Here is a 19,340-nt window from a genome sequence, read left to right on the forward strand (position 1 = left end):
TACAGGCCTGTATTTTTATTTCTTTGCTATACTTTGCTTTTCTCCCCATAAAAAAATACCTCCAAGTAGATAGTCTATTTTTAATTAATTAGACTGTCTACTTTGGAAGTATCATATCATATCAGTCCTATTTTTATTCTAAAGAATTTATGTGTTTTTCCGCTTCGATTGCCGCTATAGCTCCGTCAGCTGCAGCAGTTACGACTTGTCTTAATGATTTTACCCGACAATCTCCAGCTGCGAAGATTCCTGGCACACTAGTTGCCATATTCTCATCCGTTTTAATAAATCCATTTTTCATGTCTACAACACCATCAAAGATTTTTGTTACTGGATCAAGCCCAACATATGGGAATATAATAAAATCTTGATCCCCTTCTCTAGGAGTTATAGTAGTTTGTTCACCAGTTTTAACATTTTCTATAACCATAGATTTAACAGAATCTGTACCATGAATTTCTTTTACTACTGTATCCCATATAAAGTCAAGCCTCTCACATTTAAACGCTTTTTCCTGTATTGATTTTGCTGCTCTAAGCTCATCTCTTCTATGTATCAATGTAACCTTCTTACCAAACTTAGTAAGATACATAGCTTCCTCTACAGCAGAATCTCCGCCACCAATTACATATACATCTTTATCTATACAGTTGTTAGCATCACAAGTAGAACAGAAAGAAATTCCTTTTCCTATAAGCTCTGCTTCACCTGAGCAACCTATTGGTCTAGGTTTTACACCTGTAGCTATTATAACTGCCTTAGCATGATAAGCATTTCTATAGGTTTCAACAATTTTTTCTTTTCCACTAAAATCTATATTTTTTACATCAGTTAGCTTAAACTTAACACCATATTTTTTAGCCTGATCGCAAAATAGGTTCATTAATTCTTCTCCACCTACTCCATTTGGAAAACCTGGATAGTTTTCTAAATCTTCAGTTGAAGTGATTAATCCACCAATTAAGGATTGCTCGATTATAAGGGTTTTAAGTCTAGCTCTACCACAGTATATTCCAGCACTAAGTCCAGCTGAACCTCCACCGATAATTACTACATCATAATCTTCACGTTTCTTAGTCATATTCAGCACTCCCTACATAAAGAATTTCACCAACATTTTACTACCAGCCCAAGCACCCAAAAATATAAAGATAAGATATTGCCATCCGTGTAGGGACATAGAAGCTATACCGCTAAACAAAGCACCAATATTACATCCAAAAGATATTCTAGCACCATAACCCATTAAAAGACCGCCAATTATAGCAGCAGCTACTTGCTTCATATTCTTGATTTTTTTGATTCTAAACTCTGATGCTAATAAAGAAGCTAGCAGTGCTCCCACAATTATACCTAAGTTCATAAAAGTACCTGTATGGGCTGCAATACCTTTAGCAAGGGTCTCTCCACTTTTTCCTTGGAAGTAAACCCAAGTTTCTGGATGACCTCCTAAGGCTTTGAACATCCAAGCACCCCACATAGCAAAGGTAGAAGTTACTCCCCAAGGACTGCCAGTTATAGTGAAAATAGCAGTATTTAAAATCGCTAATATTACGGCACCTGCCACATAGGACCAAGGGTTTTTAAGAAAGCTCTTATAATAAGGACTATCTTTTATTTGCATAACCACCCTCCTTTCTTCCTAAAAAATATTCAGATTTACTTTGTTTTTTCTATAATAATTTCCCATTGACCATCATCAACTTCATCAACTTCACAGTTGAAGCCTTCTTTTCTCGCCCATTCAGGAACGTTCTTTATAGCACAACTATGATCTACTTCTACAATTAGAGTGTCACCAACAGCAACGTTAGCCATTTTCTTTTGAGTTTTTATTAAAGGAACTGGACAAGCCTCACCTAAACAATCTAATCTTACTTCTTTAGCCATTAAAATCTCCTCCTAATATAATTTAATTTTTTGACCTATTACCAAACCAGTCAGCTAATATAAAAAGACCTAACAATAAACCAAACTGTACAATTAATGATGGGAACCAACCTATAGCATCGGGTAAAAATAATTCTAAACCTTTGTCCATAAAGTTAGATTTCCAAAATCCATAATCCTTAGCACCCCATAGAGAACCTAGGATGAAGAAAACTAAAGATAACCACTGCATTACAAAGCCTTCTCCAACTCTCATAATAGTTCCTGAAGCACAACCTCCGGCAATAACCATTCCAATACCAAACATAAAAGCACCAACAGCAATATGAATTCCTGCAGGATTAATATTTCCTGGTATAGGATCACCCTTTAAGAAAGCACCATATTGAATAGCAGAAAAACCTATAGTAGCAACAGTAATAGCAACTATTACTGCTTTAGAAAGATTAGTACCGCCAGTTAAAATTGGATCTCTTAAAGAAGCAGTAAAACAGAATCTTGAATTTCTAAGAGTAAACCCTAAAAGAATACCAAACATCCACGTCATTGGGTGCTTTGGACCAAGATCTTTAATCAAATATCCTATAATAATAACACCTACTAATAAGGCTACACCGAAAGGTATTTGATTAACTCTTTTTTTTCTTTTTCGACTAACATTCTTAGTGGATTCCATTAATTCACCTCCTATTTGACAAGATTTTGTTAAAATAGTAACATATAAATATATATTGCAACCTTCATTTTTATTATATATTAATTTTTATAATATTGGTTATTAAGAAAGCTTATATAGCATTAGAAATATTGATATTAGGTTAACGAAAGAGATATTTGCTTTAATTAGCTTTTAGTATTTAGGAGGGGGCTTAATGAATATATTCAATCTTTCATCTTTTATAGAGATAGTTAATGAAAATAGTATTTCCAAGGCTGCTGCCAAGTTACATATGAGTCAGTCAGCTCTTAGTCAACAGTTGAAAATTTTAGAAAATGATTTAAATTGTAAACTTTTAGAGAGAAGCAATAGAGGGGTAGTGACTACAGAGGAAGGTGATATAGTATATAGGTACTCAGAAATATTTTTGGAACTCTACAAAAATATGGAAAAAGAAATAGAAGAAGTAAAAGTTCCAGAATTTAAGGATATAAAAATAGCATCATCAAATAGTATGTGCGAGTATTTGATTCCTTGTACTCTATATACTTATAGAAAAAAAGATAGAAACATAAGATTTGTTACAAAATGTGATTATACTAAGAATGTAATAGAAGATATTTTAAAATATAAAGCAGATGTAGGTTTCATTACTATGGCTATAGAGGATAAAGATTTAGTATGTACTAAACTTAATGATAATGATTTAGTACTGATATATTCTCCAAATAATAAAGAGGTAGATAAAGCAAAAACTTTAGAAGATATAGCTAGTATCGGATTTTTAATAGGGCCAGAAGAAAGTGGAATAAGAAAAGCTATAGAAAATATATTTATAAGTAACAATATTTCTTTTGAGAATGTAAACATACACATGGAGCTAGGAAGTATAGAAGCTATCAAAACGTCAGTAATCGAAAATCATGGGATATCCATTGTACCTTATGTTACTGTAAAAAAAGAATTGTATCTTGGAACTTTAAAGACTAAAGAGATAGAAGGAATTAGTTTAAAGTGTGATATCTGTATGATTTATCAAAAGAATTATCAGCATGAGGAACACATAAATAAGTTTATTGAGTATATGAATAAGTTTGGGAAAGATACTTTCTGCTAATCTAGTTTTTCTATAATTATTTCGTATATTCCTTCCATTACTTCGTTGATTTCAATATTACAATTATATTGTTTTAAAACATCTCTTATATTAGAAGGTGCACAGCTATGATCGCTTACTATAATAGCTTTTTCACCTTTTTTTAAACCCTTAAAAGTATGCTTTGCTTTAATAGATGGGACAGGACAAAAATCTCCTAGACAATCGACTTTTCTTACCATTTGAAATCACCACCATTGTTTTTAATTTATATCTAAATAGTATATAATATATATTATATACTAGAATGATAAAATAGCATATTATTAAATCCAAGGGGGGTAAATATGTTTAAATGGAGAGACGATTTTAGTGTAAACGTGGAAAAAATTGATGAGCAGCATCAAGAGCTATTTAATTTGGGTACATCTTTATACAATATTGTGTCCTTAAAAGACGGAATAGATCGATATGATGAAATCATAGCTATATTAGATAAAATGAAAGATTATACAGTTTATCACTTTAAATATGAAGAAAGTTTAATGAAGGAGCATGGGTACGAAGACTATGAAGCACATAAGATGCAGCATGATTCCTTTATTGAGAAAATTCAATCTATTAAAGACGAAGATGTAGATATTAAACAGAAAAAGATAGGTATGGATTTAATTTTATTTATAGCCAATTGGATTGAGAAACATATATTAGTTACAGATATGAAATACAAAGAATTTTTAAATGATAAAGGAGTATTGTAGGAAGATAGAAGGAGAGTAGTCCATGAGAAAAGAATTTGTGGAATATATAAAGGATTTACCTATAAATATATATCTTGCAAATATAATGGAATATCCTATTCATTGGCATGATGCTATAGAAATACTCTTTGTATTAAGAGGTAGTATAGATGTAGGTATTGAAACAGAAGTCTATACTGTAGAAGAAAAAGAAATAGAAATAATCAATGTCAATGAAGTCCACAGTATAAAAAGCAAGGATAAGAACAATTTAGTCTTAATATTCAATATAGATCCTAATTTTTTTGAAAGATACTATGACGATGCTAAAGAGGTATTTTTTTATACAAATTCTTCTGAGGAGGGTGCTCAAGAAGAAGAAAAATACTATATTTTAAGAAAATATCTTTCTATCTTACTTTGGGAAGTAGTAGGAAAGATTGATGACTATGAAGATATGTTAGAAGAAAATTTATTAGAGATGATGTATCATCTTTTAAATAATTTCCATTATCTTTTTTATGAAGAAGAAAGTTTAAAAGAAGATGAAGTACAATTAGAAAGATATCATAGAATAGTAAAGTATATAAGTAATAATTATATGAATAAAGTAAGTCTTCAAGACTTGGCGGAAAAGGAATTTTTAAGTTCTCAATATTTGTCTTATAAAATAAAGAGTACTTTTGGGCATAGTTTTAATGAATTTTTAAATCAGATAAGAGTAGAGGAATCTACTAAACTTTTATTGGATACGGATAAAAATATATCAGAAATATCTGAGGAAGTAGGGTTTTCTCATGTAAGATATTTTAATAAACACTTTAAGCTTCATTATAAATGCAGCCCTATGCAGTATAGGAAAAAGTATAAGGTAGAAGAAGAAGTCTTAGAGAAAATGAAGAAGATCACTTACTATGATATACAAGATGCTTTAACTTTTCTAAATCAATATTTAGAAGACTATGAGAGATATAATTATGACAATAGAATAATTAAATTAGATATAGACTTATCTAAGGAAACTTTAGGAATATTTAAAAGACCTGATGTAATAGATTTAGGAGATATAAGTCTTCTTTTAGAAGAAGACAATAGAAGAATTTTAGAAGAAATCCAAAGAGAAATAGGATTTAAATATGGGATCATAAATAACCTGTTTACAGAGGATATGGACATTTATATGGATAGAGAACATAGATTTATTAATTGGACAAGAGTAGAAAATATTCTATCCTTTATAAAGGAGTTAGATTTGAATCCTATTATATCTACAGATAATGTTAAACAATATATAATAGAAGATTTTATTAGTCATTTTACAGCAATTTTTGGTGATGAAGTAGAAGAATGGATAAATACAAAAAAAGAAGATCTAAATGTTTATATATATAATGAATCAATAAGTAAAATGCAGGATACTTTATATATGGTACCCTATATTATGCATAATTATATAGAAATAAACAATAACATAGTTTTAAATATGGTAGATGAAATAAGTAAAGATACAGTTTTATCTAACGATACTTTTTTTGGAGGTAGAGGGATATTTACGTCTAACTACTTAAAGAAACCTTCCTATTATGCTTATATGCTTTTATCTTTATTAGGAGATGAAATTCTATATAAAGGAGAGGGATATATTGTAACTAAAAAGGAAAAGGATTTCCAAATTCTATTATTTAACCCTATAGGAGTAGACGACAAAATTATATATCAAGGGGAACCTATGGAAAAGTTAAAAGAAAAGAAAGTATCTATAAATATTCTAAATATGGAAGGCGACTATCGAGTAACCAAATATGAATTAAATAAAAGATATGGTTCAGTCTATGATAAATGGAAGTTTCTCGGAAGTCCAGAAAGGCTAGACAAAGAACATTTAGATTTATTAAAAGAATTCATACATCCAAATATATCTTTTTACTATGGTAAAAAAAGTACGGTATATAATGCGGTATCTACAGTAAAACCTAATGGAGGAGTACTTTATTTATTAAAAAGTGTACAAAGTGAATATATTTAAGGTCTATTTTTAATCTTTTTTAGAAATTACATTTTCTGTAAAGATGAAGATAGTACCCCATAATAGATAATCCAGTGAATGAAAAAATTTCTTATAAATGTTAACATAATAATGTAACAAAATAGGAGGTTTTATTATGGGGTAAATAATAAATTATTTGCAGAAGGAAAAGTAGGAAGAGTCTTATTAAAATTTTCAATACCAGCTATAATTTCTTTATTAGTATCTGAATTATATAATATGGTAGATACTATTTTCGTAGGCAGAGTTGTAGGTGGTAACGGAATAGGAGCATTAGTAGTAATCTTTCCAATTCAAAGAATTATAGTGGCTCTAAGTTTAATGATAGCTATTGGATCGTCTACGGCTTTAGCTAGAAGCAATGGAGAGAAAGATTATGAAATGTCGGGGAAAATTATAAAAAATGGTTTTACCTTATCCTTCTTGATAATGATTCCAATGACCCTTTTAACTTATATTTTTAGAGATCAGATACTTTTAATGCTGGGAACAAGTAAGAATATTCTTCCTTATGCCCATGACTATTTATCCTTAGTTATATTTGGCAGTACTTTTTTATGTTTGACTATATTTATTTCAAACATAATGATTGCGTTGGGTAATAGAAAAGTATCTTTGATTAGTACATCCATTGGAGCGGTATTGAATATTATTATTGATTATATATTAGTAGTTAAGATGTCCATGGGAGTGAAGGGAGCAGCTATTGCTACTTCAGTATCTCAAATAGCAGGTTTTATCTATGCTTATTATCATTTTAGAAAGATTAAGAAAAATTTTAACCTTTCTTCTGGTTTTCAACTAGATAAAGTGATATGGAGTTCCATAATATTAGTAGGTTTTTCAGCTTTTATAGTAGAAGCAGAAGATGGAATTTTAATGGCTGTATTGAATAATCTTCTTCTAAACCATGTAGGAGATACAGGGATTATAGTACTAGGGGTTATATCAAAGGTTTATATGTTTATGTTTATAACCATACTTGGTATAAGTTCGGCTATGCAGCCTATAGCAGCTTATAATTTGGGAGCTGGGAATTATAAAAGATTGAGAAATATAGTTAGAAAGACAGCTATTTATTCTTTTATAACTTCAACTATCTTATGGGCTGGAGGATTAGTTTTTACTGAACAGTTGATTTCTGTTTTTGTAAAGGAAAAAGATATAATTTTAGAATCTGTAAAAGCCTTTAGAATTATGATAGCTGCTTTTCCGTTAATAAGTATATATTATATGTCAATTTATTATTTCCAAGCTTTGGGTAAAGCAAGGAAGTCCTTCTTAGTGGCTATATTTAGACAACTTATTATAATGCTTCCTCTAGCTATAATTATGGTTAAGGTCTTAAATCTTGGCGCTATGGGAGTATGGATATCTTATCCAATTTCTGATGTAATAGCTAGTGTAACATCATATATAATGATAAAAGATGAAGGCTATAAGTTGGATGATAAGGTTAAGAAACAAAAGGAAGAAGAGAAAATTAATAAAAGTTATGTTTTAGATTAATAAAAAATCGAAATAGTTAAAAGGTAAAAATAGATAGGCAATAATAAGGCTTATCTATTTTTTTATGCGATAATTTAAGAACGATAATATTTATACAATGTATTGAAAAATACAGAATAAGTACTTTTTAAAATATATAATAAATACAGTAACAAATTAGCAAGATGTAACAATTTGTATAAAATGTTACATTGACAAGAAAATTTATAATTCGACATTTTACTGCAAATTTTATATATCTTTTCTGTTATATTCTACAAAAAAATTCTAAATCCTTCTAAAAAAATATTTTAATACTAAAGACTATAAACATTTTTTTAATATATAAATTTAGGTTAAAATTGAACTAAAGAATATAGTTCATCTTTTTGATCTTGGTTTACTCCAATATATCTTAGAGTAACTGATTGGGAACTATGGTTAAAAGTATCCATTATTAAGCCAATATTGTATCTAGATACTTTATAGGTCCAATACCCCCAAGTCTTTCTTAAACTATGTGTTCCAAAATTCTCTATTCCTATAATATCAGAAGCTTCTTTTAACACTCTATAAGCTTGAACTCTACCAATATGACCTCCTTTTTTACTTGGGAATAAATAATCTTTTTCTGATAGTTTTTCCTTCTTTACATACCCACTAATACTTTTTCTAATCGAATCATTTAATTTAATTTTCTTTTCTTTACTAGTCTTCATTTCATTTAGTACTAAATATTCTCTAAACGCTCCATTTTTAAGATAAACATCCTCTACTTTTAAGGGCAAAATATCACTTATTCTTAATCCAGTATTAAGACCAAACTTGAAGAGCAATCCATACTTAGGATTTTTACCATTTAGATAGAAATACATTTGTGTAATTTTAGCTTTATCTCTAATAGGTTCAACAGTCAATTTTAATCTCCTTTCTAAAGTAACAAATTATATAAATATAATAATAAACGATACATAACATTATAGCATATTCTTAAATAATAGAAGGAGATAATTCTATAAAAGCAGGTATATAGCATTATAATGATAGATTTTGTGATGTAACATTTTATACAAATTGTTACATTGGCAAGAAGAAATGATATACACATTTTACACTTTATAACATTAAATTCTAAACAATAAATTTAGTTATCATATAAAAAAGGAGATGATGTGTATGAAAAGTGTTAAGACCTACCTAGTAACTATACTTAGTGCGTTACTATTTTTTATTTGTATTAGTTTAACTTTTATATTTTATAAAGCTGCATCAGTAGAATTAGCGGACAATTCAAAAGAGTACCTAGCTCAAATGGCAATAAGTGCTTCAAGAACTGTAGAAAGTCGACTTGATGGAGAATTTAAAAGTCTTGAGTCTATTGCTGAATGGGAAGAAATTAAAGATGAAAAATATTCTTTAGATGAGAAGTTAGAATTTATTAAGGAAGAGAAGGAAAGAATCAATTACATAATGTTGGGAATTGCCGATCTTCAAGGAAATTTAACTACTACAGAAGGAGAACAAATCAATATAAAAGATAGGTCGTATTTTGATGGTGCTTTAAGTTCTGGAAGAGGAATATCTGATCCTATTGTTAATAGAGTTAATGATTCTATTAACATTATTTATGGTGTACCAATAAAGGAGAAAGATAAGATTATAGGTGTTCTTGTTGCAGGTAGAGATGGCAATGAACTTAGCTCAATTGTTGAAGATATAACTTTTGGTGAAACTGGCAGAGCATTTATGATTAATAAAGAAGGAACAACTATTGCTCATGAAAACAAAGAATTGGTCTTACATTTGGATAATGATTTTAAAAATGTAGAAAATGACCCTCGTTTAGCAGAGCTTGTAGAATTGAAAAAGCAAATGGTAGAAGGCAAGGCAGGATTTGGTGAATATAAATATGAAGAAGGAGAACGAATATTAGGGTTTAATCCTGTAAAGAATACTGGATGGTCTGTTGGAATATATGTAGAAAAGTCGGAAGTACTAAAAGATATTTCAAAGATAAGGATGATTGCTATAGTATTGTCTTTAGCTGCCATAGCCATAAGTTTAACTGTTGTATTTATTGTAATTAATAAGATAATGAAACCTATAAATTCACTAGATAATAATCTAGGATTAATAGCAAAGGGAGATTTAAGTGTACAGATATCAGAAGAGTATTTAAAAGGAGAAAATGAATTTGGAAGATTGGCAAGGTCAGAGAAAAACATGGTAGATTCTATTAGAGAAATGATATCTAATATAAGGCATGTAGGTCTAGATGTAGATGCTAGCTCTCATAATCTATCTGCTACTTCAGAAGAAATAGCAGCATCGTCAATAGAAGTAGCAACTGCAGTTCAAGGAATAGCTAAAGGAGCAGAAGGACAAGCTAATAACTTGGTGGAAATGAATAATATATTAGATGAATTTGATGAGAATCTTAATAATATGTTAGAGGCCGTTAAAAATGTAGATAAATCCTCAAAAACTATATATGAGAATGTAGCAGATAGTGATGAAAATATGAAAGATTTAGTGGAAACTATTGATAATACAACTACGACCTTTCAAGGATTTATTAAAAAAATAGTAGGTTTAGGAGATAGTATTATAAAAATAGATAAAATCAGTGATATAATTAATGAAATATCAGAACAAACAAATTTATTAGCTTTAAATGCTGCTATAGAAGCAGCTAGGGCCGGAGAAGCTGGTCGTGGATTTGCAGTAGTTTCAGAGGAAATAAGAAAGTTAGCAGAAGAAACGAAAGAATCTATAGGCAATATAAATGATATTGTTAAACAAGTAAATGAAGAAGTAGGCGTGATTAACGATTCAATTAATAGTATTGATAAGGAAATGAATGATCAACAAAATGCAGCTATTACGACTATTGAGTTGTTCAAAGATATCACAAGTTCCATAAGAAATATAGTGTATCAAATTAATAGTATTAGCGATTCAGCTGAAAATGTAAGGGAAGGTAAAAATGTAATATTATCAGGTGTAAGAGAAGTTTCTTCAGAGGCACAGGAAATATCTGCTTCTTCAGAAGAAATAGCTGCTTCTTTGGAAGAGGTAAATGCAGCTATAGAAGAAGTAACAGCTACTGCCGAATCTTTAAGCAATTTAACTGAAACGATGATGGAAGAAATAAAAAGATTTAAAGATTAATTTAAACTAGGAAGTTTAGTCTTCCTAGTTTTTTTATCTATTTAATTACAAGTTTGATATTGAATAAACACATCAAAAGTGTTATTATTTAAACAGATACACTATTTAAATATAAAATTAATGTACCCATACAATACATAAAGGAGTTGATGTGCATGAAGGACAATAATATTAAGTTGATGGTCAGATATGCAATTTTAATGGCTCTTACAACGGTAATGACTATGGTAATTCATATACCTACTATTGGAACCAATGGATATTTAAATTTGGGAGATATGGTTGTATTTTTAGCAGCATTAATGTTAGGAAGAAAAGGTGGACTTATAGTAGGAGGACTAGGATCAGCTTTAGCAGATGTATTATTAGGCTATACTCATTATGCTCCTATTACATTAGCAGTAAAAGGATTAGAAGGTTTTATTGCTGGAACTATTTTAGAAACTAAGTTAGGAAAGAAAAGTCCTATTTCTGCTACTATAATTGGTGGGGTGTGGATGACTCTTGGTTATTATTTAGCAGAAATATTTATGTATGGTGCAAAAGCGTCATTGGCAAGTGTACCAGGAAATTTAATGCAAGGTTTACTTGGAGCAGTAATTTCTGTAGCATTATATAGGGCTTTAAAAAGAACAAAAGCATTTAATTAAAATATGACAGAGATTTCTCTGTCATATTTTAATTTACTATATGATAAATGTAAATATCAGTTTATAATAGTTTTATAAGGTATTTTAAACAGTGAAACACGGAATATACATTATTTTAGTAAATACAGGAGAAAAAGGTGATGTATATGAAAACAAGATGTAAATGGGTAACTGATGATCCTGTATATATAGAATATCACGATAAGGAATGGGGAGTGCCAGTACATGATGATAGACAGTTGTTTGAATTCTTAATACTAGAAGGGGCACAAGCAGGACTAAGTTGGATAACTATACTTAAAAAAAGAGAAAATTATAGGAAAGCTTTTGACAATTTCGATCCTGAAAAGGTAGCATTATATGATGAAGAAAAAGTACAAGAACTTATGATGAACGAAGGAATAATAAGAAACAGGCGAAAAATAGAGGCTTCTATAATCAACGCAAAAGCATTTTTAAAGATTAAAGAAGAGTTTGGGAGTTTCGATAAATATATATGGCAGTTTGTGGGAGGAAAGCCAATAAAAAATTCATGGAATAACATAGCAGAAGTCCCTGCTAGTACTAAGGAATCCGATGAAATGAGCAAGGATTTAAAGAAAAGAGGATTTAAGTTTGTAGGTTCTAAAATATGTTATGCATATATGCAAGCAGTAGGTATGGTAAATGATCATACTATAGATTGTTTCAGATATGAATAAGGAAAAATGTTTAATTTCAAGGCCAATAGGCCTTTTTTTATGACTACTTACCAATATGAATATAAAGTTCTATTTGTTATAAAAAAATTCTTCTTATGGTATAATCATTAAAAATAGGTGAGGTGAGAATATGGACAGAATATTGTTAGTAGAAGATGATGCTACTTTAGCTATGGGAGTAGAATATTCATTAAAAAATGAAGGATACGAAGTAGACGTGGCTAATAATGTGGCTTCAGCAAAGGCACTAATTGATGAAAAGGAATATATATTAATAATATTGGATGTAATGCTTCCTGACGGTAGTGGATATGAATTATGTAAATATATAAGAAGAGATAAAACTACTCCTATTATATTTTTAACGGCTCATGATGAAGAAGTAAATATCGTGATGGGTTTAGATATAGGAGGAGATGACTATATAACGAAACCTTTTAGAATAAGAGAATTAATATCTAGAATAAAAGCAGTATTAAGAAGGTATTCTAAGGTTTCCATAAGTGATTCTCTAATTTCTAAAGATATTAAGGTAAATCAAATGGAAAATAAAGTTTATATTAAAGAAGAAGAAATCTTTCTAACTCCTTCAGAATATAAACTACTATTAATTCTCATGAATCATCCACACCAAGTATTACCAAGAGCTAGAGTATTGGAGAAACTATGGGATATTGATGGAGAATTTGTTGATGATAATACTTTATCCGTTTATATAAGAAGATTGAGGGAGAAAATTGAGGAAGACTCGTCAAATCCTTTATATATAAAAACCGTAAGGGGAATAGGATATCGATGGGATGTAGACGTAAGGAGGAATTAGCTTGCTTAGAAATCAAGAATTTAGATCTATAATTTTAAAATTAGTAATTTTTCAGCTTGTTTTTGGCATAACGGGATTTCTAATAGTTAACGAATCTATGAATAAACTTAACAAAAATATTGTAGAACAAAATATAGCCTTGGTTGGAAATTTGCTTAAGAATCATCCAGAACTGGAAGAAGAAATAGCACCTTATTTAACCAAGGAGATTCCGAAAACAAATATAACTATTGGACAAGAAACTTTGCAAAAATATGGATACAATATAAATATGGAAAAGAATTTACAGCCAGTATTAAAGAATATTAGCCCTAATTTACAGATATATATGTTCTTTATAATCCTTCTTTTTATAATACCTTTAGTGTTTATAGTCAAAGAAGAATATAAAAAGGTTTATGGAAAAGTGCAGGAAATTTATAGTGCGGCTGAAAAAGTAGTAGAAGGAGATTTTACTATTTATTTAAGAGAAGAAGGAGAAGGAGATTTTAATATTTTAAACCACCAATTTAATCAAATGTCTAATAGATTAAAAAATAATTTAGAAATACTACAAAAAGAAAAAACTTTTTTAAAAAATACCATGTCTGATATTTCACATCAACTTAAAACTCCTCTTTCCTCTTTAATAATGTTAAATGATCTTATGCTAGAAGAAGAAAATATGGATTTAAAAGTAAGATTAAACTTTTTGGAAAAGACTAAAATCCAATTAGATAGAATGGAATGGCTTATAATAAATCTTTTAAAAGTAGCTAGAATAGAAGCAGGGGCTATTGAGTTTAAAAGAGAAAGGATTTTATTAAAAGGTCCTGTAGATATAGCTTTATCTACTTTAAGTTACAATTTAAAAGAAAAAGGACAATCTGTAGAGATTATAGGAGACTTAAATGGAGTTTTTTATGGTGACAAAGATTGGACAGGAGAAGCTTTAATAAATATAATTAAAAATTCTATTGAACATGGCAGAGAGGCTGGAACTATTCAAATAGAGTTAGAGGAAACTCCCTTATTTAGCAGCATTATAGTAAAGGATAATGGAGAGGGTATAGAAGAAAAAGATTTACCTCATATATTTAAAAGGTTCTATAAAGGGAAATCTGAAGTTAAGCCTGAAAGCATTGGGATAGGATTAAACTTAGCTAAGTTAATAGTAGAATCTCAAGAAGGTACTATTTCAGTAAAGAGTAAGAAAGGACAAGGGACAAAATTTACTATAACTTTCTTAAAGGGAATCATATAATCTTACTAATTTGTAATATAAATATTCACCTCCTTGTAAGATTAATTTTTTAAACTATAGTTAGAAGAAAAAAGAGGAGGTTTAGTTATGGAGGTAGTAAAAACTGTAGATTTATGTAAAAGCTATGGTACAGGAAACACTAAAGTGGAGGCTTTAAAAAACATAAACCTGACAATTAATCAAGGAGAATTTGTAGCTGTAATAGGAGCTAGTGGTTCTGGAAAGAGTACTTTATTGCACTTGTTAGGTGGTGTGGATAAACCGACTAGTGGAAAAGTTTATGTTGACGGAGTAGACATATACAATCTTTCAGAAAAGGAATTGGCTATTTTTAGAAGAAGAAAAGTAGGATTTATATTTCAATTTTATAATTTAGTACCAGTTCTTACGGCAGAAGAGAATATGCTGTTGCCTGTACTTTTAGACAATAAGAAAATAAATAAGGAACAATTTGAAGAACTAATTAACATATTGGGACTAAAGGAAAGGAGAAATCACTTACCCAATGAACTTTCTGGAGGACAGCAACAAAGAGTGTCCATAGGAAGAGCATTGGCATATAGTCCTTCTATAGTTTTAGCTGATGAACCTACTGGAAACTTAGATAGTAAAAATAGTAAGGAGATAGTAGATTTACTTAGAATATCTGTAAGGAAATATAATCAAACTTTAATTTTAATAACTCATGATTTAAACATTGCCTCCCAAGCTGACAGAATAATAACCATAGAAGATGGAGCTATTGTAAAAGATGAGGTGATTAATAGTGAAAAGCTATAAGGAAATTACCTATAGATATTTAAAAGGACAAAGAAATAGGACACTTCTTACAATATTAGGAATTATACTATCTGTTGCCATGATTTCTGCCATAGGCACTATTATAGTAAGTACTAGAGGAGCATTAATAAAACAAGCAATAAGGGAAAATGGAAGCTATCATGCTAAATTTATGAATGTAGAGAAAGATAATATAGAAAGAATACTTAATCATGTAGAAGTAGGGGAGTCGGGAGTAAGTAAGTTTGAAGGATCGGGTATAGTTAGAGAAACTACGGAAGAGGAAAGAGAAATGTATGGAGATATTTCTCCTTATAGATATATAGATATAGAAGGATATAAGGAAGAAGCTTTAAATATGCTTCCATATAAAATAAAGGAAGGAAGATTTCCAAAGACTTCTGATGAAATAGCAATAGAGCCTTTAACTGCAAAATATTTTGAAAAGGAAGTTAAAATAGGAGATAAAATAAACTTAACCATTGGAGATAGAAAATTTATAGAAGATGAAAACTCTAACGAAGATGATATTAAGGTAAAAGAAATATTTGAAAAGAATATGGAAAAGGAGTACACGGTAGTAGGGTTTATTCAACCTCAATATATTTGGAGTGGAAGATTTGTAACAACAGGAATTACTAGCTTAGATGAAAATTCTCCTAAAACAGGACAATTTAATGTATATATAAAGGTACCAAATGTAAAGAATGCTCAAGAAAAAATAAACTCCATAGCTAATGATATAGGAAAAGATATAGAAGAAGTTCAATTTAATAATAGAGTGCTTAGATTATATGCAGAAAGTTTGGATAAGACTTTCAACAAAGCTATGGTAGTTTTACTAGTATTTGTAGTCTTATTAATTGTAGTATCAACTATAGCTGTTATTTACAATGCTTTCAATATATCTGTTTTAGAAAGAATTAGCCAATTTGGATTATTAAGATCTGTAGGGGCTACACCACAGCAAATTAGAGGAATAGTTTTAAAAGAAGCTTTTATATTGAGTATAATAGGAATTCCTATTGGACTGTTTTCTGGGGTATTAGCTATGAAAATAGTATTATATGTAATTGGCCTTTTAAAATCTAATATTGAGATATTTAATGATATGGAAATAACCATATCTACTACAGTATTTCTAATTAGTTCGATTGTAGGCTTGATTACAGTATTTCTTTCAGCTATAGGACCAGCTAAAAGAGCAGAGAAGATATCTCCATTAGAGGCTGTAAGAAATACAGGAAGTTTTAAGAAAGAATCCTTTAGCAAAGTAAAAAAATCAGGTTTTATTAGAAAACTATTAGGTTTAGAAGGAGAAATAGCTTATAAAAATCTAAGAAGAAATAAAAAAAGATTTTTAATTACTGTATTTTCTATGGTAATAAGTATATCCTTATTCATTACTTTTTCTAGTTTTTCAAATTTTATGTTTAAAATGGGACTTGTGGAAGGCAAGGATATTGGAGATTTTATGATCTATGGGAGAGGATCTCAAGAGGCAGAAAAAATATATAAGAAATTAAAAGGGATAGAAGGTGTAAATAGGGTCTATAAGGTAAGAAATATTAATGGAGATGTTTTACTTTCAGAAAATAAGATTAGCAAAAAAAATAAAGAGATGCAGCCTCGTGAGTTTAACTATAAAAAAGATGGATTAGTGCAAGTGAGTAATGCAAATATGTATACTATTGGAGATGAAAATTTTCACATGCTAAAAAAACTTCTTAATGAAGGAACGATTGACATAGAAGCATTAGAGAAAGAAAATGGAGTTTTAGTTATAAATAATACCTATGTTTATAATGATAAAACAGAAAAGCAGTCTTTAATAGAAGGATATCATTTAAAGCTAGGAGATAAATTTTTATATAAAGCTTATGAATCGAATGAAGAAGATGAAGAAATAAAGTATAATGAACTTAAAGTTATGGGAGTACTAGAAAAAGGTATATTGGATATGTCCTATAATTCTAATGGAAGTATTAGTATTATAACTACAGAAAAAGTATGGAAGAATGTTATCGATGAGAATAGAGAATATGTTCGTATGTATGTAGAGTTAGAAGAAGATGGTAATATAGAAACCGTTAGAAAACATATAAAAGAAATAGAAAGTGAAAATCCAGAGTTTAACTATGTAGATTTTATCGAAAATGCGAAACAGAATAGGATAGCTGGAATAGTAATTAATATTTTCTTATATGGATTTGTTGCTATAATTACTCTAATAAGTAGTATAAACATTATAAACACTATAAGTACCAATATTATTTTAAGAACTAGGGAAATATCTATGATAAAAGCTGTAGGTATGGCTCAAGGTGGAATTAAGAGAATGGTAGCCTTGGAAAGTCTCTTTTATGGAATATATGCTGCTATATTTGGAGGAGCTATAGGAACGGGATTAACTTTTATTCTATTTAAAATAGTGTTTAATATTAGAGAATTCGAATGGGCTATTCCATGGAAAAATATTGGCATAGCTTGCGTAGGAGCAACTATTATAGCATTGCTTTCTGGAGCATTTCCTTTAAGAAGAATTAATGAGGGAATAATAGTAGAAAATATGAAAATGGAAGAATAAAAAGAGCTGCTTTTTTCTAAGCAGCCCTTTTTATTTTCCTTCCAGTTAAGTTTAACAATTCCGTCATTATTTTATTAATATCTGTATTATCCATATAGGTAGAAAATCTTTCAGCTCCTGGTCCATAGGCTTTTATTGGTACATCAGCTGCTGTATGGCCTCTTGATGTCCAGCCTGTATTAGATCTTTTATTTATAATATCAGTAAGAAACTTTGTAATTTCTTCCTTCTCTTTAAAAGAGTTTATGATTTCCTTATTTTCTTCTTCAGAAAGAGTAATACCAAGTTTTTCTTCTATTTCTTTTTCGTAATTATCTTCAGTTAGTGTAGGAAGTAGTTTTTCTAAAGATGATTTTTGTTTCTTTAATTCTTCAGGTTTAAAATTATATATTCCATTGGCACCTAAGGACATACCGCCAGTTTCATGGTCAGCTGTTACTATAACTAAGGTATTTTTGTCTTTTTTGGCAAAATCTAAAGCTACTTTAACAGCATCATCAAAGGCAACAATATCTAGAGCTGCAGTTGCAGGATCATTAGCATGGGAAGCTTGATCAATTCGTCCTCCTTCTACCATTAAAAAGAATCCTTTTTTATTTTGATTTAATAACTTGACAGCTTTGGTGGTCATTTCTGCAATACTTGGTTCATTAGATTTATCTCTATCTATTTCATAATTCATATGTCCATCGTTGAATAAGCCTAATATATTTCCTTTGTTAATTTTATTTAATTCTTTTCTAGATTCTACATATTCATAGCCTAGATTTTTAGCTGAATTGATTAAATTTTTATCGTCTTCTCTTTTACCATTATCAGATTTAGGTAGAAAATGTCCTCTTCCACCACCTAATAATACATTGATTCCTTTTCCAATCGTTTCTTTTGCTATTTGATTTTCGGCATCTCTACTAGAATTATGGGAAGCAAATGCGGCAGGAGTAGCATGAGTAATTCTAGCAGTAGTTACAAGACCCACAGATCTATCAGATTTTAGAGCTTTTTCTAAAATGGTTTCTAGAGGTTTTTGGTCAACATCTACACTTATATAACCATTATAGGTTTTATTTCCAGTAGCTAATGCTGTGCCTGCAGCAGCAGAGTCGGTAACCCACTTTTTCTCTTGAGGAATTGGGTGAGTTGTTGCAAAGCCATTATAAGACATTGAATTCATATGAAGGTTACTGCCTTTAGATATTCTTCCTAGAGTAATATGAGAAGTTCCCATTCCATCTCCAATAAGCAAAATTATATTTTTTACTTGATTTCTATTATTATCATTGGCACTTGCCATTATATAAGCACTTGTTTGAAAAAATATTGATAATATAATTATTAAGATCAATATTTGCTTATAGGATTTATTTCTTAAATTATGCATAAAAAACCCTCCTTCAATAATTATTTTTTATATAAGGAGGGTTTGTAGACTTTATATTAAGTATGTGTAAATTTTAATTTAAATA

18 protein-coding genes are annotated in these 19,340 nt (G+C 29.5%); 11 read left to right on the forward strand and 7 right to left on the reverse strand.

Features of this window, described 5'->3' with window-relative positions:
• Positions 1-133: 133 nt before the first annotated feature.
• The 4 genes from KQI42_RS16845 to KQI42_RS16860 are packed head-to-tail and all read right to left on the reverse strand — an operon-like array spanning position 134 to position 2,566.
• Positions 134-1,081 carry an NAD(P)/FAD-dependent oxidoreductase gene (locus KQI42_RS16845; RefSeq protein WP_216521466.1) on the reverse strand — a complete coding sequence of 316 codons (948 nt, stop codon included), beginning with the start codon at positions 1,079-1,081 and terminating at the stop codon, positions 134-136.
• Between the two features lie 12 nt (positions 1,082-1,093).
• Positions 1,094-1,624 (reverse strand): YeeE/YedE thiosulfate transporter family protein, encoded by a 531-nt coding sequence (locus KQI42_RS16850; protein ID WP_216521468.1) that lies wholly within the window; start codon positions 1,622-1,624, stop codon positions 1,094-1,096.
• 35 nt (positions 1,625-1,659) lie between these two features.
• On the reverse strand, positions 1,660-1,890 hold the full coding sequence (locus KQI42_RS16855; RefSeq protein ID WP_216521470.1) for a sulfurtransferase TusA family protein: 231 nt from the start codon (positions 1,888-1,890) through the stop codon (positions 1,660-1,662).
• A gap of 22 nt (positions 1,891-1,912) precedes the next feature.
• Complete coding sequence (locus tag KQI42_RS16860; protein WP_216521472.1) at positions 1,913-2,566, reverse strand: YeeE/YedE thiosulfate transporter family protein; 654 nt, start codon at positions 2,564-2,566, stop codon at positions 1,913-1,915.
• 196 nt (positions 2,567-2,762) lie between these two features.
• Between KQI42_RS16860 and KQI42_RS16865 the strand changes: the two genes are divergently transcribed.
• Positions 2,763-3,665, forward strand: a complete 903-nt coding sequence (locus KQI42_RS16865; protein WP_216521474.1) for a LysR family transcriptional regulator — start codon at positions 2,763-2,765, stop codon at positions 3,663-3,665.
• Here KQI42_RS16865 and KQI42_RS16870 read toward each other — a convergent pair.
• Positions 3,662-3,886, reverse strand: a complete 225-nt coding sequence (locus KQI42_RS16870) for a sulfurtransferase TusA family protein (RefSeq protein WP_216521476.1) — start codon at positions 3,884-3,886, stop codon at positions 3,662-3,664. The genes KQI42_RS16865 and KQI42_RS16870 overlap by 4 nt on opposite strands.
• Before the next feature lie 105 nt (positions 3,887-3,991).
• On the opposite strand from KQI42_RS16870, the gene KQI42_RS16875 reads away from it, so the two are divergent.
• The 3 genes from KQI42_RS16875 to KQI42_RS16885 all read left to right on the forward strand — a co-directional run bounded on the left by KQI42_RS16875 (position 3,992) and on the right by KQI42_RS16885 (position 7,940).
• The gene (locus KQI42_RS16875; RefSeq protein WP_216521478.1) at positions 3,992-4,405 is read left to right on the forward strand and encodes a bacteriohemerythrin; all 414 of its coding nucleotides are present in this window, start codon (positions 3,992-3,994) and stop codon (positions 4,403-4,405) included.
• 22 nt (positions 4,406-4,427) lie between these two features.
• Positions 4,428-6,410, forward strand: a complete 1,983-nt coding sequence (locus KQI42_RS16880; protein WP_216521480.1) for a helix-turn-helix domain-containing protein — start codon at positions 4,428-4,430, stop codon at positions 6,408-6,410.
• A 210-nt stretch (positions 6,411-6,620) separates the two neighbouring features.
• Positions 6,621-7,940 (forward strand): MATE family efflux transporter, encoded by a 1,320-nt coding sequence (locus KQI42_RS16885; protein ID WP_343231713.1) that lies wholly within the window; start codon positions 6,621-6,623, stop codon positions 7,938-7,940.
• A gap of 335 nt (positions 7,941-8,275) precedes the next feature.
• Here the strand turns inward: KQI42_RS16885 and KQI42_RS16890 are convergent, their stop codons facing one another.
• Positions 8,276-8,836: a tyrosine-type recombinase/integrase gene (locus KQI42_RS16890; RefSeq protein ID WP_216521484.1), complete on the reverse strand. Its 561-nt coding sequence runs from the start codon at positions 8,834-8,836 to the stop codon at positions 8,276-8,278.
• Positions 8,837-9,095: 259 nt separating this feature from the next.
• On the opposite strand from KQI42_RS16890, the gene KQI42_RS16895 reads away from it, so the two are divergent.
• The 7 genes from KQI42_RS16895 to KQI42_RS21720 all read left to right on the forward strand — a co-directional run bounded on the left by KQI42_RS16895 (position 9,096) and on the right by KQI42_RS21720 (position 17,874).
• The gene (locus KQI42_RS16895) at positions 9,096-11,090 is read left to right on the forward strand and encodes a methyl-accepting chemotaxis protein (RefSeq protein ID WP_216521485.1); all 1,995 of its coding nucleotides are present in this window, start codon (positions 9,096-9,098) and stop codon (positions 11,088-11,090) included.
• 155 nt (positions 11,091-11,245) lie between these two features.
• Complete coding sequence (locus tag KQI42_RS16900; RefSeq protein WP_216521486.1) at positions 11,246-11,740, forward strand: ECF transporter S component; 495 nt, start codon at positions 11,246-11,248, stop codon at positions 11,738-11,740.
• A gap of 140 nt (positions 11,741-11,880) precedes the next feature.
• Entirely contained in the window at positions 11,881-12,441 is a 561-nt protein-coding gene (locus KQI42_RS16905; RefSeq protein WP_343231712.1) for a DNA-3-methyladenine glycosylase I, read from the forward strand.
• A gap of 130 nt (positions 12,442-12,571) precedes the next feature.
• Positions 12,572-13,264: a response regulator transcription factor gene (locus KQI42_RS16910; RefSeq protein WP_216521487.1), complete on the forward strand. Its 693-nt coding sequence runs from the start codon at positions 12,572-12,574 to the stop codon at positions 13,262-13,264.
• Between the two features lies 1 nt (position 13,265).
• Positions 13,266-14,507 (forward strand): HAMP domain-containing sensor histidine kinase, encoded by a 1,242-nt coding sequence (locus KQI42_RS16915; RefSeq protein WP_216521489.1) that lies wholly within the window; start codon positions 13,266-13,268, stop codon positions 14,505-14,507.
• 87 nt (positions 14,508-14,594) lie between these two features.
• Positions 14,595-15,287, forward strand: coding sequence for an ABC transporter ATP-binding protein (locus KQI42_RS16920; RefSeq protein ID WP_216521491.1), 693 nt, complete (start codon positions 14,595-14,597; stop codon positions 15,285-15,287).
• Positions 15,274-17,874, forward strand: a complete 2,601-nt coding sequence (locus KQI42_RS21720) for an FtsX-like permease family protein (protein WP_216521492.1) — start codon at positions 15,274-15,276, stop codon at positions 17,872-17,874. Before KQI42_RS16920 ends, KQI42_RS21720 begins: the two co-directional genes overlap by 14 nt.
• A gap of 16 nt (positions 17,875-17,890) precedes the next feature.
• On the opposite strand, the gene KQI42_RS16930 is transcribed toward KQI42_RS21720, so the two are convergent.
• The gene (locus tag KQI42_RS16930) at positions 17,891-19,255 is read right to left on the reverse strand and encodes an alkaline phosphatase (RefSeq protein WP_216521493.1); all 1,365 of its coding nucleotides are present in this window, start codon (positions 19,253-19,255) and stop codon (positions 17,891-17,893) included.
• Positions 19,256-19,340 lie beyond the last annotated feature (85 nt).

The organism is Tissierella simiarum (assembly GCF_018917865.1).
Taxonomy (GTDB): Bacteria; Bacillota; Clostridia; order Tissierellales; family Tissierellaceae; genus Tissierella_C; species Tissierella_C simiarum.